General features: G+C 70.4%; 21 protein-coding genes. 18 read left to right on the forward strand and 3 right to left on the reverse strand.

What is annotated here, in order from left to right; translation table 11 throughout:
• Positions 1 to 21: 21 nt before the first annotated feature.
• Positions 22 to 405, reverse strand: a complete 384-nt coding sequence (locus M3330_RS21475; RefSeq protein WP_006554077.1) for a helix-turn-helix domain-containing protein — start codon at positions 403 to 405, stop codon at positions 22 to 24.
• Positions 406 to 526: 121 nt separating this feature from the next.
• Between M3330_RS21475 and hisD the strand changes: the two genes are divergently transcribed.
• From hisD to M3330_RS21510, 7 genes are read left to right on the forward strand one after another with little or no spacing between them, the layout of a single operon-like run.
• Positions 527 to 1,849: a histidinol dehydrogenase gene (gene hisD, locus M3330_RS21480; RefSeq protein WP_006554076.1), complete on the forward strand. Its 1,323-nt coding sequence runs from the start codon at positions 527 to 529 to the stop codon at positions 1,847 to 1,849.
• Entirely contained in the window at positions 1,846 to 2,973 is a 1,128-nt protein-coding gene (locus M3330_RS21485; RefSeq protein ID WP_006554075.1) for a histidinol-phosphate transaminase, read from the forward strand. Before hisD ends, M3330_RS21485 begins: the two co-directional genes overlap by 4 nt.
• On the forward strand, positions 2,970 to 3,584 hold the full coding sequence (gene hisB, locus M3330_RS21490) for an imidazoleglycerol-phosphate dehydratase HisB (protein ID WP_006554074.1): 615 nt from the start codon (positions 2,970 to 2,972) through the stop codon (positions 3,582 to 3,584). The genes M3330_RS21485 and hisB overlap by 4 nt, the downstream gene beginning before the upstream one ends.
• A gap of 3 nt (positions 3,585 to 3,587) precedes the next feature.
• Positions 3,588 to 3,743, forward strand: a complete 156-nt coding sequence (locus M3330_RS21495) for a hypothetical protein (RefSeq protein ID WP_016696019.1) — start codon at positions 3,588 to 3,590, stop codon at positions 3,741 to 3,743.
• Between the two features lies 1 nt (position 3,744).
• Positions 3,745 to 4,902, forward strand: coding sequence for an MFS transporter (locus M3330_RS21500; protein WP_255026267.1), 1,158 nt, complete (start codon positions 3,745 to 3,747; stop codon positions 4,900 to 4,902).
• Between the two features lie 10 nt (positions 4,903 to 4,912).
• Positions 4,913 to 5,548 carry an imidazole glycerol phosphate synthase subunit HisH gene (hisH, locus tag M3330_RS21505; RefSeq protein ID WP_006554072.1) on the forward strand — a complete coding sequence of 212 codons (636 nt, stop codon included), beginning with the start codon at positions 4,913 to 4,915 and terminating at the stop codon, positions 5,546 to 5,548.
• Between the two features lie 56 nt (positions 5,549 to 5,604).
• The gene (locus tag M3330_RS21510) at positions 5,605 to 5,799 is read left to right on the forward strand and encodes a hypothetical protein (protein ID WP_019289707.1); all 195 of its coding nucleotides are present in this window, start codon (positions 5,605 to 5,607) and stop codon (positions 5,797 to 5,799) included.
• Between the two features lie 112 nt (positions 5,800 to 5,911).
• Here the strand turns inward: M3330_RS21510 and M3330_RS21515 are convergent, their stop codons facing one another.
• Positions 5,912 to 6,898 (reverse strand): YafY family protein, encoded by a 987-nt coding sequence (locus M3330_RS21515; protein ID WP_064852370.1) that lies wholly within the window; start codon positions 6,896 to 6,898, stop codon positions 5,912 to 5,914.
• 62 nt (positions 6,899 to 6,960) lie between these two features.
• Here M3330_RS21515 and M3330_RS21520 point away from each other — a divergent pair, with 62 nt between their 5' ends.
• The 7 genes from M3330_RS21520 to M3330_RS21550 all read left to right on the forward strand — a co-directional run bounded on the left by M3330_RS21520 (position 6,961) and on the right by M3330_RS21550 (position 12,726).
• Entirely contained in the window at positions 6,961 to 9,240 is a 2,280-nt protein-coding gene (locus M3330_RS21520) for an excinuclease ABC subunit UvrA (RefSeq protein ID WP_255026272.1), read from the forward strand.
• A 72-nt stretch (positions 9,241 to 9,312) separates the two neighbouring features.
• Positions 9,313 to 10,047 (forward strand): bifunctional 1-(5-phosphoribosyl)-5-((5-phosphoribosylamino)methylideneamino)imidazole-4-carboxamide isomerase/phosphoribosylanthranilate isomerase PriA, encoded by a 735-nt coding sequence (gene priA, locus M3330_RS21525; RefSeq protein WP_006554069.1) that lies wholly within the window; start codon positions 9,313 to 9,315, stop codon positions 10,045 to 10,047.
• 3 nt (positions 10,048 to 10,050) lie between these two features.
• Positions 10,051 to 10,893 carry an inositol monophosphatase gene (locus M3330_RS21530; protein WP_033097643.1) on the forward strand — a complete coding sequence of 281 codons (843 nt, stop codon included), beginning with the start codon at positions 10,051 to 10,053 and terminating at the stop codon, positions 10,891 to 10,893.
• Positions 10,890 to 11,663, forward strand: a complete 774-nt coding sequence (gene hisF / locus M3330_RS21535; protein ID WP_006554068.1) for an imidazole glycerol phosphate synthase subunit HisF — start codon at positions 10,890 to 10,892, stop codon at positions 11,661 to 11,663. Before M3330_RS21530 ends, hisF begins: the two co-directional genes overlap by 4 nt.
• Positions 11,660 to 12,025: a phosphoribosyl-AMP cyclohydrolase gene (hisI, locus tag M3330_RS21540; protein WP_006554067.1), complete on the forward strand. Its 366-nt coding sequence runs from the start codon at positions 11,660 to 11,662 to the stop codon at positions 12,023 to 12,025. The genes hisF and hisI overlap by 4 nt, the downstream gene beginning before the upstream one ends.
• A 27-nt stretch (positions 12,026 to 12,052) precedes the next feature.
• Positions 12,053 to 12,490, forward strand: a complete 438-nt coding sequence (locus M3330_RS21545) for a cutinase family protein (RefSeq protein WP_255026274.1) — start codon at positions 12,053 to 12,055, stop codon at positions 12,488 to 12,490.
• Positions 12,491 to 12,546: 56 nt separating this feature from the next.
• Positions 12,547 to 12,726, forward strand: coding sequence for a 4-oxalocrotonate tautomerase family protein (locus M3330_RS21550; protein ID WP_016935788.1), 180 nt, complete (start codon positions 12,547 to 12,549; stop codon positions 12,724 to 12,726).
• Positions 12,727 to 12,993: 267 nt separating this feature from the next.
• Here the strand turns inward: M3330_RS21550 and M3330_RS21555 are convergent, their stop codons facing one another.
• A complete protein-coding gene (locus tag M3330_RS21555) occupies positions 12,994 to 13,479 on the reverse strand; it encodes a MarR family winged helix-turn-helix transcriptional regulator (RefSeq protein ID WP_255026275.1) in 486 nt (161 codons plus the stop codon).
• Between the two features lie 110 nt (positions 13,480 to 13,589).
• Between M3330_RS21555 and M3330_RS21560 the strand changes: the two genes are divergently transcribed.
• From M3330_RS21560 to trpC, 4 genes are all read left to right on the forward strand, one after another.
• Positions 13,590 to 14,378, forward strand: a complete 789-nt coding sequence (locus M3330_RS21560) for a dioxygenase (protein WP_006554064.1) — start codon at positions 13,590 to 13,592, stop codon at positions 14,376 to 14,378.
• 44 nt (positions 14,379 to 14,422) lie between these two features.
• Complete coding sequence (locus M3330_RS21565; RefSeq protein ID WP_255026277.1) at positions 14,423 to 16,006, forward strand: anthranilate synthase component I; 1,584 nt, start codon at positions 14,423 to 14,425, stop codon at positions 16,004 to 16,006.
• Positions 16,003 to 16,668: a TIGR02234 family membrane protein gene (locus tag M3330_RS21570; protein WP_006554062.1), complete on the forward strand. Its 666-nt coding sequence runs from the start codon at positions 16,003 to 16,005 to the stop codon at positions 16,666 to 16,668. Before M3330_RS21565 ends, M3330_RS21570 begins: the two co-directional genes overlap by 4 nt.
• 91 nt (positions 16,669 to 16,759) lie before the next feature.
• A complete protein-coding gene (gene trpC, locus M3330_RS21575) occupies positions 16,760 to 17,569 on the forward strand; it encodes an indole-3-glycerol phosphate synthase TrpC (protein WP_016696041.1) in 810 nt (269 codons plus the stop codon).
• Positions 17,570 to 17,595 lie beyond the last annotated feature (26 nt).

Raw genomic sequence — 17,595 nt, forward strand, 5'->3', positions numbered from 1 at the left:
CGGTACCGATTGTGAGAATGCTCACTTCTCGTCGGGTTCGCGTCCTCCACCACGCCGACGGCGCGCGACGGTGACCTCGCGGAACGCCTCGTACATCTCCTCGAGCGAACGCCGTTGGGGATTGGTCAGGTCGGGATCCTCGCGGATCGCCCGCAGGACCGCGGACTCCGCTCCGTCGTCGGCCTGCGCGTGGGTCGCGAGGGTGTCCGCTGACAGGTGCAACTGTTCGGCGATCGCTTGCAGCACACGCTCGCTCGGCGCCCGCAGGTTCCGCTCGATCTGCGACAGGTACGGATTCGAAATGCCCACCATCGCCGCGAGTTGACGCATGGGCAGTTCTGCGAGCTCACGCTGGCGGCGGATCAATTCGCCCAACGTGCTCGGGCGCGACTCGTCCTCGTCCATGCCGTCAGCATAAGCACGGTGATCCGTGTCGAGAGCATCCTCACGCGGGCGCGACTTCGAACGTCACCACTCGATGCGAGATAGTAGAAGGTGACCCCTGTTCGACGAGAGAGGACACCTCATGCTTGCCCGCACCGACCTGCGCGGTCGTACTCCCACCACTGCGGAGCTCAGGGGCGCACTGCCCCGCGGCGGAGTGGATGTGGACGCGGTGCTCCATCAGGTCCGTCCCGTCGTCGACGACATACGCGATCGCGGCGCCGAGGCCGCGCTCGACTACTGCGAGAAGTTCGACGGGGTCCGCCCCGCCTCGGTACGTGTTCCCGCCGCGGAACTCGGCCGCGCGCTGGCCGAACTCGCCCCCGCCGTCCGTGCCGCTCTCGAGGAGGCCATCGCGCGCACGCGCGTCGTGCACGCGGCCCAGCGCCGCACCGACGTCACCACCGAGGTCGTCCCCGGCGGTACCGTCACCGAACGCTGGGTGCCGGTCGAACGCGTCGGCCTCTACGTGCCGGGTGGCAACGCGGTCTACCCGTCGTCGGTCGTGATGAACGTCGTGCCGGCGCAGGCCGCCGGCGTCGAATCGCTCGTCATCGCCTCGCCGCCGCAGAAGAACTTCGGCGGACTGCCGCACCCGACGATCCTCGCCGCCGCGGCCCTGCTCGGCGTCGAGGAGGTGTGGGCCGTCGGCGGCGCACAGGGTGTCGCACTACTGTCCTACGGCGGCACCGACACCGACGGCGCCGAACTCGCCCCGGTCGACATGATCACCGGCCCCGGCAACATCTACGTCACCGCCGCCAAGCGGCTGTGCCGCGCGGTCGTCGGCATCGACGCCGAGGCCGGTCCCACCGAGATCGCGATCCTCGCCGACCACACCGCCGACGCGGTGCACGTCGCCGCCGACCTGATCAGTCAGGCCGAGCACGACGTCATGGCCGCCTCGGTGCTCGTCACCACCAGCACCGACCTCGCCGACGCCGTCGATACCGCGCTCGCCGCGCAGCTCGAGCTCACCGAGCACCGCGAGCGCGTCACCACCGCGCTGTCCGGCAGCCAGTCCGGCATCGTCCTCGTCGACGACATCGAGCAGGGCCTGAAGGTCGTCAACGCCTACGCCGCCGAGCACCTCGAGATCCAGACCGAGAACGCCTCCGAGGTCGCCGCGCGTGTCCGGTCGGCGGGCGCGATCTTCGTCGGGCCGTGGGCGCCGGTCTCCCTCGGCGACTACTGCGCCGGATCGAACCACGTGCTGCCCACCGCCGGCTGCGCCCGGCACTCGTCGGGCCTGAGCGTGCAGACCTTCCTGCGCGGCATCCACGTCGTCGAGTACACCGAGGCGGCCCTGAAGGACGTCTCCGGTCACGTCATCACCCTCGCGAACGCCGAGGACCTGCCCGCCCACGGTGAAGCCGTCCGTCTGCGATTCGAGGCGCTGAAGTGACCCAGATCCCCGGCTCCCGCATCACCCTCGCCGACCTGCCGTTGCGCGAGAATCTGCGCGGCAAGTCGCCCTACGGTGCACCGCAGCTGACGGTGCCCGTCCAGCTCAACACCAACGAGAACCCGCACCCGCCCACGCAGGCGCTCGTCGACGACGTCGCCGAGGCCGTGCGTGAGGCGGCGACGCAGCTGCACCGCTATCCCGACCGCGACGCGGTCGCGCTGCGCACCGACCTCGCCGCTTATCTGACGAAGGCGTCCGGTGTTCCCCTCGGCGTCGAGAACGTCTGGGCCGCGAACGGTTCCAACGAGATCCTGCAGCAGCTCCTGCAGGCCTTCGGTGGCCCCGGGCGCACGTCGATGGGCTTCGTGCCGTCGTACTCGATGCACCCGATCATCGCCGACGGCACCCAGACCGAGTGGCTGGCCACCTACCGGCGCGACGACTTCACCCTCGACGTCGACGCATCCGCCGCCGCCGTGCGCGAGCGGCGGCCCGACGTCGTCTTCGTCACCAGCCCCAACAACCCGACGGGACACAGCATCCCGCTCGACCAGTTGCGGGTGATCCTCGACGCCGCCCCCGGCATCGTGATCGTCGACGAGGCGTACGTCGAGTTCTCCTCGCAGCCGAGCGCTCTGTCGCTGATCGACGAGTACCCGACGAAGATCGTCGTCTCGCGGACGATGAGCAAGGCGTTCGCCTTCGCCGGTGGACGGCTCGGCTATCTCGCCGCAGCCCCCGCGATGATCGACGCGCTGCTGCTCGTGCGCCTGCCCTACCACCTGTCGGTCATCACCCAGGCCGCCGCGCGTGCGGCCCTGCGGCACGCCGCCGAAACTCTCGCGTCGGTTGCGGAACTGGCCGCCCAGCGCGACCGCGTCGCCGCCGAACTCGCCCGGTTCGGCTACGACGTGATCCCCTCCGACGCCAACTTCATCCTGTTCGGCCGCTTCGCGGACGCCCCTGCCACCTGGCAGCGGTATCTCGACGAGGGTGTACTCATCCGCGACGTCGGGATCCCCGGCTACCTGCGCACCACGATCGGCCTGACCCACGAGAACGACGAGTTGCTGCGAGTGAGCGAGAAGCTCGCGGCCACGGAAATCGAGGAAACCCGATGAGCGACCGCATCGCGCGCGTCGAACGCACCACCAAGGAATCGAGCATCACCGTCGAGATCGACCTCGACGGGACCGGCCGCACCGAGATCTCCACGGGGATCCCGTTCTACGACCACATGCTCACCGCGCTCGGCCAGCACGGTTCGTTCGATCTCACCGTGCAGGCGCAGGGCGACATCGAGATCGAGGCCCACCACACCGTCGAGGACACCGCCATCGTCCTCGGCCAGGCCTTCGGTCAGGCCCTCGGCGACAAGCGCGGCATCCGGCGCTTCGGCGACTGCTTCATCCCGATGGACGAGACCCTCGCGCACGCGTCGGTCGACGTCTCCGGCCGTCCCTACTGCGTGTTCACCGGTGAACCCGACTACATGGTGCACTCGGTGATCGGGGGGTATCCCGGCGTGCCCTACTCGACGGTGATCAACCGGCACGTGTTCGAGTCGTTCGCCTTCCACGCCCGCATCGCCCTGCACGTGCGGGTGCTCTACGGCCGCGACCCGCACCACATCACCGAGGCCGAGTTCAAAGCGGTCGCCCGCGCGCTGCGCGAGGCCGTCGAACCCGACCCGCGTGTGACCGGCATCCCGTCGACGAAGGGCAGTCTCTGACATATGGATGTCGTCCTCACCTACCTGTGCTTCATCGTGGCCGGATTCGCGGCAGGCGGAACGTGGTCGATGTGGAAGGCGCGCAACACGTTGTTCGCGGGTGTGCTGCTGGCTCTGACCGTGCTGGCCGCCGCCGCGGGCGTCTTCCGGCTGCTCTGACGTGGCGGAACAACAAGGACTGTTCACCGTTCGTGGTCTGATCCCGGCGTGGTCGACGTCCGCTGCGGCCTTCGGCGGCTTCTCGCTGCTGCTGCCGGTCGTGCCGTGGGCGATCGCCGAGGCCGGCGGCAGCGACATGCTCGCCGGGTCGGTGACGGCGGTGTTCATGTTCACCACCGTCTTCACCCAGCTCGCGATGCCGCGACTGTTGCGCGCGTTCGGTCACCGCGCGACGCTCGTGGCCGGCTGCCTGTTCCTCGGGCCGCCGTCGCTGCTGTTCCTCGTGTCGATGGCCCCGGCGGCCGTGCTCGGGATCTCCGCGCTGCGCGGTATCGGCTTCGGCATGATCACCGTGGCGGCGGCCGCCCTCGTCGGCGAACTCGCGCCGCCGCGATTGCTCGGCCGGGCCACCGGCATGCTCGGCATCGCCATCGCCGCGTCCCAGACGATCGGTCTGCCCGCCGGGCTGGCGATCGCCGAGCGGTTCTCCACCACGCCGGTGTTCGTGCTCGGCGCGATCATCTCGTCCACCGGTCTGTTCGCCGCGAGCCGTCTGCCACGGCTGGCCGCGAAACAGTCGCGGACGGCACGACGGGTGCCGCCGGTCGTGCTCCTGTTCCCGCTGGTCGCGGTGGGTGCGGGTGCGATCGCCTACGGCGGTCTCACCTCGCTGTTGCGCATCGCGGTCGCTGGCCTGCCCGTCGCGGCAGCGTTGGCCGTACTCAGCGCGTCCTCGCTGATCGGGCGGTACGCGGCAGGTTCCGTCGCGGACCGGGTCGGCGCCGGCAAGTTGCTGCCCGTCGGTCTCGGCCTGGCGGGCCTGGCGATGATTCCCTTCGCGCTCGTCGCCGACGACCGCGGGGGAGCGGTGCTGCTGATCGTCGCCGCGATCGCCTTCGGATTCGGCTTCGGTGTCGTGCAGAACGAGGCGCTGCTCGTCGCGTTCCGTCGCGCCGGGGCCGGTAACACCGGCTCGGCGAGCGCCGCCTGGAACATCGGCTTCGACGCCGGCACCGGCGCCGGTTCGTTCGCCCTCGGCGCGGTGGCAGCCGCGGCCGGATATCCCGCGGCGTTCGCCGCGGCCGCGGTCCTGGTCCCGGCCCTGCCGCTGCTGGCCCGACTGGCCGGGCCGTCGGAACGTCCCCGTCCCACCACCTAGAATCGACATCATGAGCGCAACCACGGTCGCCGTCCTCGACTACGGCTCGGGCAATCTCCACTCCGCCACGCGGGCAGTCGCCCGTACCGGCGTGCATGTGGAGGTCACCGCCGACCCGAAGATCGCGCTCGCCGCCGACGGCCTCGTCGTCCCCGGCGTCGGTGCCTTCGACGCGTGCATGAAGGGCCTGCGCAGCGTCGGTGGAGACAAGATCATCGGCACCCGCCTCGCCGGCGGACGCCCCGTGCTCGGCATCTGCGTCGGCATGCAGATCCTGTTCGAACGCGGCGTCGAGCACGGCATCGAGACCGAGGGCTGCGGCGAGTGGCCCGGTACGGTCGAGCGCTTGGACGCACCGGTGCTGCCGCACATGGGCTGGAACACCGTCGAGGCTCCCGCCGATTCGGTGCTCTTCGCCGGCATGGACGCCGACACCCGCTTCTACTTCGTCCACACCTACGCCGCCCGCAAGTGGGAACTCGACACTCCCGAGCGTCTCGCCCCGCCGAAGGTGACCTGGGCCGAGCACGGCAGCCGGTTCGTCGCCGCCGTCGAGAACGGTCCGCTCTCGGCCACCCAGTTCCACCCGGAGAAGTCCGGCGACGCCGGCGCACAGTTGCTGCAGAACTGGGTCAGCTCGTTGTGACCGGGCCGCGGCGCGGTCGGCCGGGCGGAGAGTTCTCCTTCGGCCGTCACGCCCTGATGTCCGTCGGCACGGCGACCGTCGTGCTGCTCGTCACCGCGATCGTCGTCGTGGCGGTCCGTCCCACGCCGGTCGTCGGGCTGGTCGTCGCACTCGTCGGCATCGTGGCGGCCGTCGTGGCGATGGGTGTCGTGTCGACGCGGTCGGCCCGCCGCGCCTTCGGTCCCGCCGAGGACGACCGCCCCGGAAGCTGACGCGCCGAACCGGATTTCGCCCGGCGTGTTGCGGTAGCGAAGCCCGGTTGGGCGCGCGAGGGGCTTCGTAACGCAGCTGTGCGGACTCGAAATCGATCTGCCGCGCCCTGATTCACCTCGCGCGCTCCTCGGAGGGGACGACGGCGCCCTGCGTCGCCGCGCGCAGACGATCGGCGAACACCGCGCAGGACCGCACGATCTCCGGGTCCGCGCGCATCCGGACGTCGGCGTCGAGGGTGGCGAGCGCGAGGACGAGCCACTGCCACGACTCGACGGCGAGGTGCACCTCGGTCCGGTCGTCACCCGTCGGCCGGATCTCGGCGTCCTGGTACTTCAGCGCGTCGGCGACGTGCGTGGCCGAGGCCGCCACGTCCAGGTGCACTGGTGTCCGCCCCTGCCGGAGTCCTTGCCGCAGGTATTCCGTGGCGGACCCGGCGGGAAGCGGGCGGGGTGCGAACCGGCGGCCGGTTCGGAGCAGGTCGCGCACACGATCGAGGCGGAAGACCCGCCAGTCCTCGCGGTCGACGTCCCATCCGAGGAGGTACCACCGCAGCAGGTGGTGGACCTGCCGGTACGGCTCGACCCGGCGCGAGGTCGGCGAGCCCTGCGCGTCGACGTAGTCGAAGGTGAGCGTGTCGCACCGCGCGACCGCCTCCGCCACGGTGCCGAGCAGCTCCGCCGACACGCTGGGCGCCTGCAGCGCACTCGTCTCCACCGTGCTGCGGACGGCCGCGACCCGCGGGCGCAACCGCGCGGGCAGGAACTGGTCGAGCTTGCCGTAGGCGCGGGTGGCAGCGTCGTCCAGTCCACCTTCGGCCGGCCCGGTCGCGGCGAGAGCGCCGAGCCCCAGCAGCACCGCGACGGCCTCGTCGTCGTCGAGTACCAGCGGCGGCATCGAGCGTCCCGACGCAAGACGGTAGAAACCGCCGGGCCCGGAACGGGTTTCGACGGGATATCCGTAGCCGCGCAGCCGGTCGACGTCGCGGCGGAGCGTCCGGCGGCTCACCTGCAGCCGCCGGGCCAGCTCGTCCCCGCCGATCGCGCGTCCGGTCTGCAGGATCGACAACAACGCGAGCATCCGCTCGGTGACGTCCGCCATGCCGTCATCCTCCCACCGGTCGCGGTCAGGATCCGGCCGCGACCGGCCGTAGCGTCGAACCCATGACCACCACCGTCACGACCACCGAGGCGGCAGTGCGAGGCCGCGCCATCACGATCCGCCGCGCCCGCACCCACAACCTGGCCGACGTCGATCTGACCGTTCCGCGCAACCGGTTCGTGGTGATCGTCGGGGTGTCCGGCTCCGGCAAGTCGTCGCTCGTCTTCGACACGATCGCCGCGGAGGCCGGCTACCAGCTCAACGAGACGTACCCGCCGTTCACGCGCAATCGGTTGCCGAAGTGGACGCGCCCCGACGTCGACCACATCGACGGTCTGACGCCGGTGATCGTCGTCGACCAGCGCCGCCTCGGCGGCAACGCCCGCTCGACGGTCGGCACCATCACCGACACCTGGACCTATCTGCGGCTGCTGTACTCCCGGGCGGGCACGCCCGTGCTCGGCGAGTCGAACCGCTTCTCGTTCAACGACCCCACCGGGATGTGCCCGACCTGCTCCGGGCTCGGTGAGATCGTCGTCAGTGCCGTCGAACGGTTCCTCGATCTCGACAGGTCCCTCGCCGAGGGCGCGATCCTGGTGCCCGGCTTCGGCCACGGTGGGTACTGGTACTCCCAGTACGCCGACATCGGTTCCTTCGACGCGGACACACCCCTGCGCGAGTGGAAGCCCGCCGAGCGGGAAGCACTGCTCTACGGCGGCGAGGCCGCAGCGGCGCTGGGCCACAAACCGCCGGACGGTTACGAGGGCGTCGTCGAGAGGTTCGAGCGTATCCACCTGCACACCTCCGACAACCTCTCCGAACGCAAACAGGACGTCATCCGGCGTTTCACCCGCGCCGAGACGTGCCCGGACTGCGGTGGGGAACGGCTGAACGCAGCCGCGCGGGCGGTCACCGTGCGCGGTCGCACGATCGGGGAGCTGTCCCGGCTCGAGATCACCGAGTTGCTCGAGTTCGTGCGCACGATCGACGACGAGCGCGCCGCGCCAGTGGTCTCCGCACTGGTGGACCGGCTCGGGGCGATGGTGACGATCGGCCTCGGCTATCTCGCGCTCGCCCGGACGACCACCACGCTCTCGGGCGGCGAATCGCAACGGATCAAGATGGTCCGTCACCTCGGGTCGAGCCTGACGGAGATGACCTATGTCGTCGACGAACCGACGGTCGGTCTGCATCCCGCCGACGTGGAGACGATGATCGAGCTTCTCGAACGGCTCCGCGACAGCGGCAACACCGTCCTCGTCGTCGAACACGACCCGAGCGTGATGGCCCGTGCCGATCAGGTGATCGAGATCGGTCCCGGTGCGGGCTCGTCCGGTGGTCGCCTGGTCTTCCAGGGCACCTTCGACCGGTTGCGGACGGCCGACACCCCCACCGGCCGATCGCTGCGCCGCGACACCGGCCGCGGTCGCCCCGCCCGCGAGGCGACCGGCCGCCTCAAGATCGCCGATGCGCGTCGCAACAACCTCCGCGACCTGACGGTGCGGATCCCCACCGGGGTGCTCACCGTGTTCACCGGCGTCGCCGGATCGGGAAAGTCCAGTCTCGCGGCCGAACTCGTCGACCGGCACGACGCCACGGTGATCGATCAGCGGTCGGTGAGCACGAATCGCCGCTCCACCCCGATCACCTACACCGGCATCGCACCCGCCCTGCGGCGGATGTTCGCCGAACACAACGGTGTGCCGGCGAGCCTGTTCAGCGCGAACTCGGCGGGTGCGTGCCCGACCTGCAAGGGGGCCGGTGTCATATACATCGACCTCGCCTTCATGGACGGACACGAGGTCGTCTGCGACACCTGCCACGGCCGCCGATTCACCGCAGAGGTGCTCGGGCATACCGTGAACGGCCTGTCGATCGCCGACGTCGACGACCTCACCGTCGGTCGTGCCCTCGAGGAACTGCCGCACCCGGAGATCGCACGCCGACTGGACGCACTCGCCGGGGTGGGCCTCGACTACCTCCGCCTCGGACAGTCACTCGACACGCTCTCGGGCGGGGAGTGCCAACGGGTCAAGATCGCCAGGGAACTCGGACGAGCGAAGACGCCGACCCTCTACGTCCTCGACGAACCGACCACCGGCCTGCACGCCGAGGACGTCGGCACCCTCCTGCGCGTCTTCGACGACCTCGTCGACCGGGGGCACACGGTCGTCGTCATCGAGCACCACCTCGACGTGGTCCGGCACGCCGACCACATCGTCGACCTCGGACCGGGACCGGGACGGCACGGGGGAACCGTGCTGTACGAGGGGCCCGTCGACGAGTACACCGGCCGCCCGACCCCGACCTGCCGGGCCCTCGACGCGGCACGGTCGGCATGACGCACGGCGCTTTCCTGACGCCCCGGCCACGCGTTTGGCGATGTCACAGGTACAGGCACTAATGTGTACGCAGTGAGCCTGGTCCTTTTGCCCGCAGTCGACGTCGTCAACGGTGAAGCAGTTCGCCTCGTTCAGGGAGAGGCGGGCAGCGAGACCGGCTACGGTTCGCCCCGCGACGCCGCCCTCGAATGGCAGAACGCCGGCGCCGAATGGGTGCACATGGTCGACCTCGACGCGGCGTTCGGTCGCGGCGACAACCGCGCCCTCCTCGCCGAGGTCATCGGCGAACTCGACGTGAAGGTCGAGCTGTCGGGCGGCATCCGCGACGACGAGACCCTCGCCGCCGCCCTCGCGACCGGCTGCGCCCGCGTCAACCTCGGCACCGCCGCGATCGAGAATCCCGAGTGGTGCTCGCGCGTCATCGGCGAGTTCGGCGACCGCATCGCCGTGGGCCTCGACGTCAAGCTCCTCGACGGCCAGTGGCGGCTGCGCGGCCGCGGCTGGGTCTCCGACGGCGGCGACCTGTGGGAGGTGCTCGAGCGCCTCGAACGCGACGGCTGCTCGCGCTACGTCGTCACCGACGTCACCAAGGACGGCACCCTCTCCGGCCCCAATCTCGACCTGCTCCGCGAGGTGTGCGCGGCCACCGAATCGCCGGTCGTCGCCTCCGGTGGCGTCTCGACCGTCGACGACCTGCGTGCCATCGCGACGCTCGTCGACGAGGGTGTCGAAGGTGCCATCATCGGAAAGGCGCTGTACGCGGGCCGATTCACGCTGACCGAGGCGCTCGACGCCGTCTCGCGCTGACCCATGGCCGATCCCGCAGACCTGAACCGGCTGCTCGCCGTCGCGAGCGGTGTACTCGACGAGGTCGCGGAACGATTCGTCGCCGGGCACGGTGCGCCGCGTTCCGTCGACAAGGGGCCGAACGACTTCGCGACCGACCTCGATCTCGAACTCGAGCGGCGGATCTCCGGTGCCCTCGCCGAGCGCACCGGTATCCCCGTGCACGGTGAGGAGTTCGGCGGCCCGTCCGCGGGGGAGGGCACCGTCTGGTTGCTCGACCCGATCGACGGCACCATCAACTACTCCGCCGGGCTGCCGATGGCCGGGATCCTCCTCGCTCTCGTCGAGGACGGCGAACCGGTCCTCGGCCTCACGTGGCTGCCGCTGACGAATCAGCGCTTCGCGGGAATCGCCGACGGGCCGCTGCTCGTGAACGGCGAGCCCACCGAACCGCTGCAACCGGCGCGGCTCGAGGACGTGATGATCGCGGTCGGCAGTTTCGACATCGACAGTCGCGGTCGGGTGCCCGGCACCCGGCGTCTCGCCGTCATCACCGAGCTGAGCCGGCGCGTCGCCCGGCTGCGGATGCACGGCTCCACCGGTGCCGACCTCGCGTTCACCGCGGGAGGCGCGATCGGCGGTGCCGTCGTGTTCGGCCACCACCCCTGGGACAACGCCGCTGGTGTCGCACTCGTGCGGGCCGCCGGTGGCATCGCCACCGACTTCGCGGGCCGGCCCTGGCGGATCGGGTCCGGATCGGTGGTCGCTGCAGCGCCCGGAGTGCACGGCGAGATACTGAAGATTGTGCAGTCGGCGACGGAACGGTCCGTGGCCGAGCAGTCGGGTTCCGAAGGAGATCGAACATGACACTGGCCGTGCGGGTCATCCCGTGCCTCGACGTGGACGCGGGGCGGGTGGTCAAGGGTGTCAACTTCGAGAACCTGCGCGATGCGGGTGACCCGGTCGAACTCGCCGCGCTCTACAACGAGCAGGGTGCCGACGAACTGACCTTCCTCGACGTCACCGCGTCGAGCGGCGACCGCGGCACCATGCTCGACGTCGTCACGCGCACCGCCGAGCAGGTGTTCATCCCGCTCACGGTCGGAGGCGGCGTCCGCACCGTCGAGGACGTCGACCGGCTGCTGCGTGCCGGCGCCGACAAGGTCTCGGTCAACACCGCGGCCATCGCCCGGCCCGAGGTGCTGCGCGAGATGTCCGAGCGCTTCGGCTCGCAGTGCATCGTGCTGTCGGTCGACGCGCGCACCGTGCCCGCCGGTCAGGAACCGACGCCGAGCGGCTGGGAGGTCACCACGCACGGCGGCCGCCGCGGTACGGGGATCGACGCGGTCGAGTGGGCCCGGCGCGGCGAGGAACTCGGCGTCGGCGAGATCCTGCTCAACTCGATGGACGCCGACGGCACGAAGAACGGATTCGACCTGAAGATGATCGAGGCCGTGCGCGGGGCCGTGCACGTGCCCGTCATAGCCTCCGGGGGCGCCGGAGCCGTCGAGCATTTCGCGCCCGCCGTGCAGGCCGGTGCCGACGCGGTGCTCGCCGCGAGCGTCTTCCACTTCCGGGAGCTGACGATCGGCGAGGTCAAGGACGCGATGCGTGCGGAAGGGATCACGGTTCGATGAGCAGCGACATCCTGAATCCGGCGATCGCCGCCCGGCTGAAGCGCAACGACGACGGTCTGTTCGCCGCCGTCGTGCAGGAGCGGGCCACCGGCGCCGTGCTGATGATGGCGTGGATGGACGACGAGGCGCTCGCCCGCACCCTCGCGACCCGCAAGGCCACCTACTACTCGCGGTCGCGGCAGCAGTACTGGGTCAAGGGCGAGACGTCCGGGCACACCCAGTACGTGCACGAGGTGCGTCTCGACTGCGACGGCGACACGGTGCTGCTCGTCGTCGACCAGGTCGGCGCCGCCTGCCACACCGGCACGCACACCTGCTTCGATACCGACGTCCTACTCGAGGCACCGCAGATCGCCGAGTAGCCGGTTGCCGAACTCCACCGGCAGGTCGTGCGGGCGCAGACGGAGTGCCCTGAGGCCGCGGTGCGCATCGTCGGTTTCTCGCAGGGCGCCGCTGTGGCCGGTGACGTCCTCGCGCACGCCTCCGACCGACCGGCCGATCTCTCCGGTCTGCTCATCGCCGATCCGCGGACGTCCGGGACCGGCGCGGAGGTCGTGGTGCCCGCCGCCCTGCCCGGTATCTCGCCGAGCGGGGCGCGAGCGGGCTTCGGGGACGTTCCGGTGGCCACCGTGTGCGCCGCCGGCGACGCCGTGTGCGACATGGTCGATCCGCTGTCGGATCCCACGGGCGCCGCGGGCCGCATCGAGGGCTATTGCGCTCTGCGCCAGCACTATTCGACGCCGTTGGTCGACGGTGTCCCGTTCGTCGATGCGATGGTTGCGCTCGTCGAGCATCCGCGGACGACGGAGGTCCGGATCGTACCGTGACGGACACGGCGCAGGACCGATCAGCGGGTCGTGCGACGGGCTGCAACAATGCCCGCATGCCTCTCATCCAGATCAGCCAGACGCCGGGCCTGTCCGACGAGCAGAAGGCCGAGGTGATCTCCGCAGTGACCCGCGCGTACGCCGAGGCCTCGGGCAAGAATCCGTCGTCGGTGTGGGTGACGATCACCGAGGTGCCCCGCGAGAACTGGGGCGTGGGCGGAACTCCGCTCGGCTGAACCGACTCGGTCCACCCGAGTCCGTCCTCGCGTACCCGTTTCTTATCCGATGAGACTAGTGTTCTCTGTATTGAGAGTGCTGTCTTCTGACGACGGGGTGAAGCGGCGTGCGGTCGCGACATCGAGCCCCGATGCGGACGAACTCTTCTGTGCCGCAAAGGCCTACATCGGGCAGTACGGCAGCGAGTTGGTGCAGGACTGCATCCGGATCCACGACGGGATCGGCGTGACCTACGAACACGCGCGGGAGGGTCGTCGAGCGGCGGCTCAGGCCTTGCCGATACCGCCGGCGATACCTTCGTCGATCTGCTCGACCAGGGCGGAGCCCAGGCGCGCGAGCGCGCGGACCTGGTTGTCGTCGAGGCCGTCGAACACGAGCCTGCGCACCGCCTTCACGTGGCTCGGTGCCGCTTCGACTACTGTGTCGTAGCCGGCATCGGTGAGCACTGCGTGCGAACCGCGACTGCCCGGAACCGGTTCGCGTCGCACCCAGCCGCGCTTCTCGAGGCGGGTGACGACGTGCGAGAGCCGCGACAGCGACGCGTTGGCCTCGGCGGCGAGGGCGTTGAGACGGAGCCTGCGCTCGGGGTGCTCGGAGAGCAGCGCGAGGACGAAGTACTCGAAGTGCGTCATGTCGGAGTCGCGCTGCATCTGGGTGTCGAGCGCGGCCGGCAGTCGCGTGACGACGGAGACGAGCGCCCGCCAGGCGTTCTGCTGCGCCGGATCGAGCCACTGCGGGTCCTCGTTGCTCATGCCTGCTCCTCGCTCGTTCGGTTTCGCTGTCGCACCCGGTCGGGGAATGGGAATGGCCGCGCGACGGGTTCTCCTCTATGATACTTGAAGCTTCAACTTGAGGGGATGTCATGACCATCGATTCCGCGACCACGCCCGCCCTGTTCCTCAGTCACGGCGCCCCGCCGCTCGTCGACAGCGAACTGTGGGTCTCGCAGCTGCAGCGTTGGGCGGCCGACCTGCCGCGACCCACAGCGATCCTCGTGGTCTCGGCGCACTGGGAATCCGCTCCGCTGACCATCGGGTCGACGATCACCGGCACCCCGCTCGTGTACGACTTCGGCGGCTTCCCGCGCCGCTTCTACGAGGTGACCTACACCAGCCCCGGCGCGCCCGAACTGGCTCGGCAGGTCGCGGCACTGATGCCCGACGACGAACCGGTGGTGCAGCAGCCGAACCGAGGACTCGACCACGGTGCCTACGTACCGCTGACCGTCATGTACCCGGACGCCGACATCCCGGTGCTGCAGATCTCCCTGCCCACCCTCGACCCGGAACGGCTGTTGCACCTCGGCGCCCGGCTGCGTCCGCTGCGTGAGCAGGGCGTACTCATCATCGGGTCCGGGTTCACCACGCACGGTCTGCCCTTCCTGCGCGACCCGCGGCCCGAGGCCGCCGCGCCGGGCTGGTCGTCGGAGTTCGACCACTGGACCGCCGAGCAACTCGCGCGCGGCGACGTCGACGCTCTGCTGGACTTCCGGCACCGCGCACCGGGCATGCCCTACGCGCATCCGTCGGTCGAGCACTTCGCTCCGCTGTTCGTCACCCTCGGTGCCTCCGACGCCCCCGGCCACGGCATCGACCAGGTCGTCGACGGCTTCTGGATGGGCCTGGCCAAGCGCTCGTTCCAGGTCGCCTGACGGCGGCTGCAGAGCCGGACGAGGTCCCTGGGATGATGGGGCGCATGTCCGGCGAGCCCACCACCATTCCCGCAGCCACCACCGACTCCTCGGGTGGCGGCCGTTCCGATTCGACGACCACCCGCGAGCAGTTCCGCCAGCTGGCCGCCGAGCACCGCGTGGTCCCGGTGACCCGCAAGGTGCTCGCGGACGCGGAGACCCCGCTGTCGGCCTACCGCAAGCTCGCGGCCGACCGCCCCGGAACCTTCCTGCTCGAGTCGGCGGAGAACGGCCGGTCGTGGTCGCGGTGGTCGTTCATCGGCGCCGGGAGCCCGGCCGCGCTGACCGTCGTCGATGGCGACGCTGCCTGGTACGGCAACGTCCCGGCCGGCGCGCCCACGGGTGGCAACCCCGTCGACGTCCTCGGCGAGACCCTCCAGTTGCTCCACACCGACCGCATCCACGGACTGCCGCCCCTGACCAGCGGTATGGTCGGTTATCTCGGCTACGACGTCGTCCGCCATCTCGAGAAGCTGCCGACGCTCGCCGAGGACGATCTGCAGATCCCTGAAATGGTGATGCTGCTGGCCACCGACCTCGCGGCCGTCGACCACCACGAGGGCATGATCTGGCTCATCGCCAACGCCGTGAACTGGGACGGCTCCGACGAGCGCGTCGACGAAGCCTACGACGACGCCGTCGCCCGCCTCGACCGGATGACCGCGGCCCTCGCCGCGCCCGCACCGGCCACCGTCGCGATCTACTCGCGGCCCGAACCCGACTACCGCCGCCAGCGCACCACCGAGTCGTTCTGCACGGACGTCCGCAAACTGATCGGCGACATCGAGGCCGGTGAGGCCTTCCAGGTGGTGCTCTCGCAGCGCTTCGAGATCGACTGCGACGCAGAGCCGATCGACGTCTACCGGATGCTCCGCGCGTCCAACCCCAGCCCGTACATGTTTCTGCTCCACATCCCCGGCCCGGACGGTGAGACGGCCTTCTCGATCGTCGGATCGAGCCCGGAGGCGCTCGTGACGGTTTCGGACGGGGTGGCCACCACCCATCCCATCGCAGGGACCCGGTGGCGCGGCGCGAACGAGGAGGAGGACATCCTGCTCGAGAAGGACCTCGTCCACGACGAGAAGGAGAACGCCGAGCACCTCATGCTCGTCGATCTCGGCCGCAACGACCTCGGCCGGGTGTGCACGCCGGGCACCGTCGAGGTGCACGACTACCGCCACATCGAGCGGTACAGCCACGTGATGCACCTCGTCTCCACGGTCACCGGGCGACTCGCGGAGGGCAAGCACGCCCTCGACGCCGTCACGGCGTGTTTCCCCGCCGGGACCCTGTCGGGGGCGCCGAAGGTGCGCGCGATGGAACTGATCGAGGAACTCGAACCCACCCGCCGCGGCATCTACGGCGGCATCGTCGGCTATCTCGATTTCGCGGGCGACGCCGACACCGCCATCGCGATCCGCTCCGCGCTCGTCAAGGACGGCGTCGCCTACGTGCAGGCGGGTGCCGGCATCGTCGCCGACTCCGATCCGGAGGCCGAGGACACCGAGGCCCGCAACAAGGCCATGTCCGCCCTCGCCGCAGTGGCCGCCGCGTCCACCCTCACCACCTACGGCGGTGACGCACGGTGACCGCGGAGACGCCGGACGCCGGCCCCACCACCGGACGCCGGCGCCGGCCGACCGTGATCGCCGCCCTGCTGCTCGGGGTCGGTGCGGCCCTGTTGTGGGCATCGAGCCGGATGACGTGGGTCACCGCGGTCTCGTCCGACGGACTCGGGATCGACCGCGTCGACGACCTCGAGGGTGGCCGCTGGGCGGCGGCACTGACCCCGCTCGCTCTCGTGCTGCTCGCGGCGGTCGCCGCCGTCTTCGCGGTGCGCGGACTCGCGCTGCGTCTCGTCTCGCTCGTGGTCGCGGCCGTCGCCGTCGCCGCCGCGATCCCCGCCGTCCGGTTGCTCACCGGCGACGCAGACCCCGAGACCGCGGCCGGTGTGGCCGCGCTGCCCGACCGCGCGACCGTGACCGCCGTCGAGACCTATCCGTTGCCCGCCGTCCTTGCGATCGTCGGCGCCGTCGCGGCCCTCGCCGCGGCGGTGACGCTGTGGCGCACCCCGCGCGAGGCGGCCGGACTGTCGTCGAAGTACGACGCCCCGGCAGCACGTCGCGAGGCGGCCGCCCGGCGCGCCGAGAACGATGAACCCCTGTCCGAACGCGGTCTGTGGGACGCACTGGACGCAGGTGAGGATCCCACCGACGACGGTGGCGAGGGTGATACGGGCACCCGCCGGTGACCGCTGTAAACCACTTCACTACTCTTCTAGACAGATCCGATGAGCTTGATCACATCGGGATTGAGCAGGGTGGGAAAGGACTCGAGCCACGATGACAGTTCTCGATTCGATTCTCGAAGGAGTGCGAGCAGACGTCGCCGCCCGTGAGGCGGCCCTCGATCTCGCGTCCGTCAAGGCTGCCGCCGCAGCCGCGCCCCCACCGATCGACGCCAAGGCCGCGCTGCGCGAACCGGGCATCGCGGTCATCGCCGAAGTGAAGCGTGCCAGCCCCTCGAAGGGTGCTCTCGCCGACATCGCCGATCCCGCCGAACTCGCAGCAGCGTACGAGTCCGGAGGCGCTCGCGCCATCAGCGTTCTCACCGAGGAACGCCGATTCCACGGCAGCCTCGCCGACCTCGACGCCGTCCGTCGCGCTGTCCGTATTCCCGTACTGCGCAAGGATTTCGTGGTCGGTCCCTACCAGATCCACGAGGCGCGGGCACACGGCGCCGACATCGTGCTCCTCATCGTCGCGGCCCTCGAGCAGACCGTCCTGACGGCGCTGATCGACCGCGTCGAGTCGCTCGGCATGACCGCGCTGGTCGAGGCGCACACCGAGGAGGAGGCCGACCGTGCCCTCGAGGCCGGCGCCACCGTCATCGGCATCAACGCCCGCAACCTCAAGACCCTCGAGGTCGACAAGACGACCTTCTCGCGCATCGCGCCGGGCCTGCCCAGCAACGTGCTCAAGATCGCCGAATCCGGTGTCCGCGGCCCGGCCGATCTGCTCGCGTACGCGGGTGCCGGCGCCGACGCGGTGCTCGTCGGAGAGGGACTGGTCACCAGTGGGGATCCGCGCCAGGCAGTCGCCGAACTGGTGACGGTGGGCACGCATCCGTCGTGCCCCAAGCCCGCACGCTGACTGTCCCGGCCGGTCCGGACCCCCAC

The sequence above is a fragment of the Rhodococcus sp. GA1 genome, assembly GCF_024321955.1.
GTDB classification, from domain to species: Bacteria; Actinomycetota; Actinomycetes; order Mycobacteriales; family Mycobacteriaceae; genus Rhodococcus; species Rhodococcus pyridinivorans.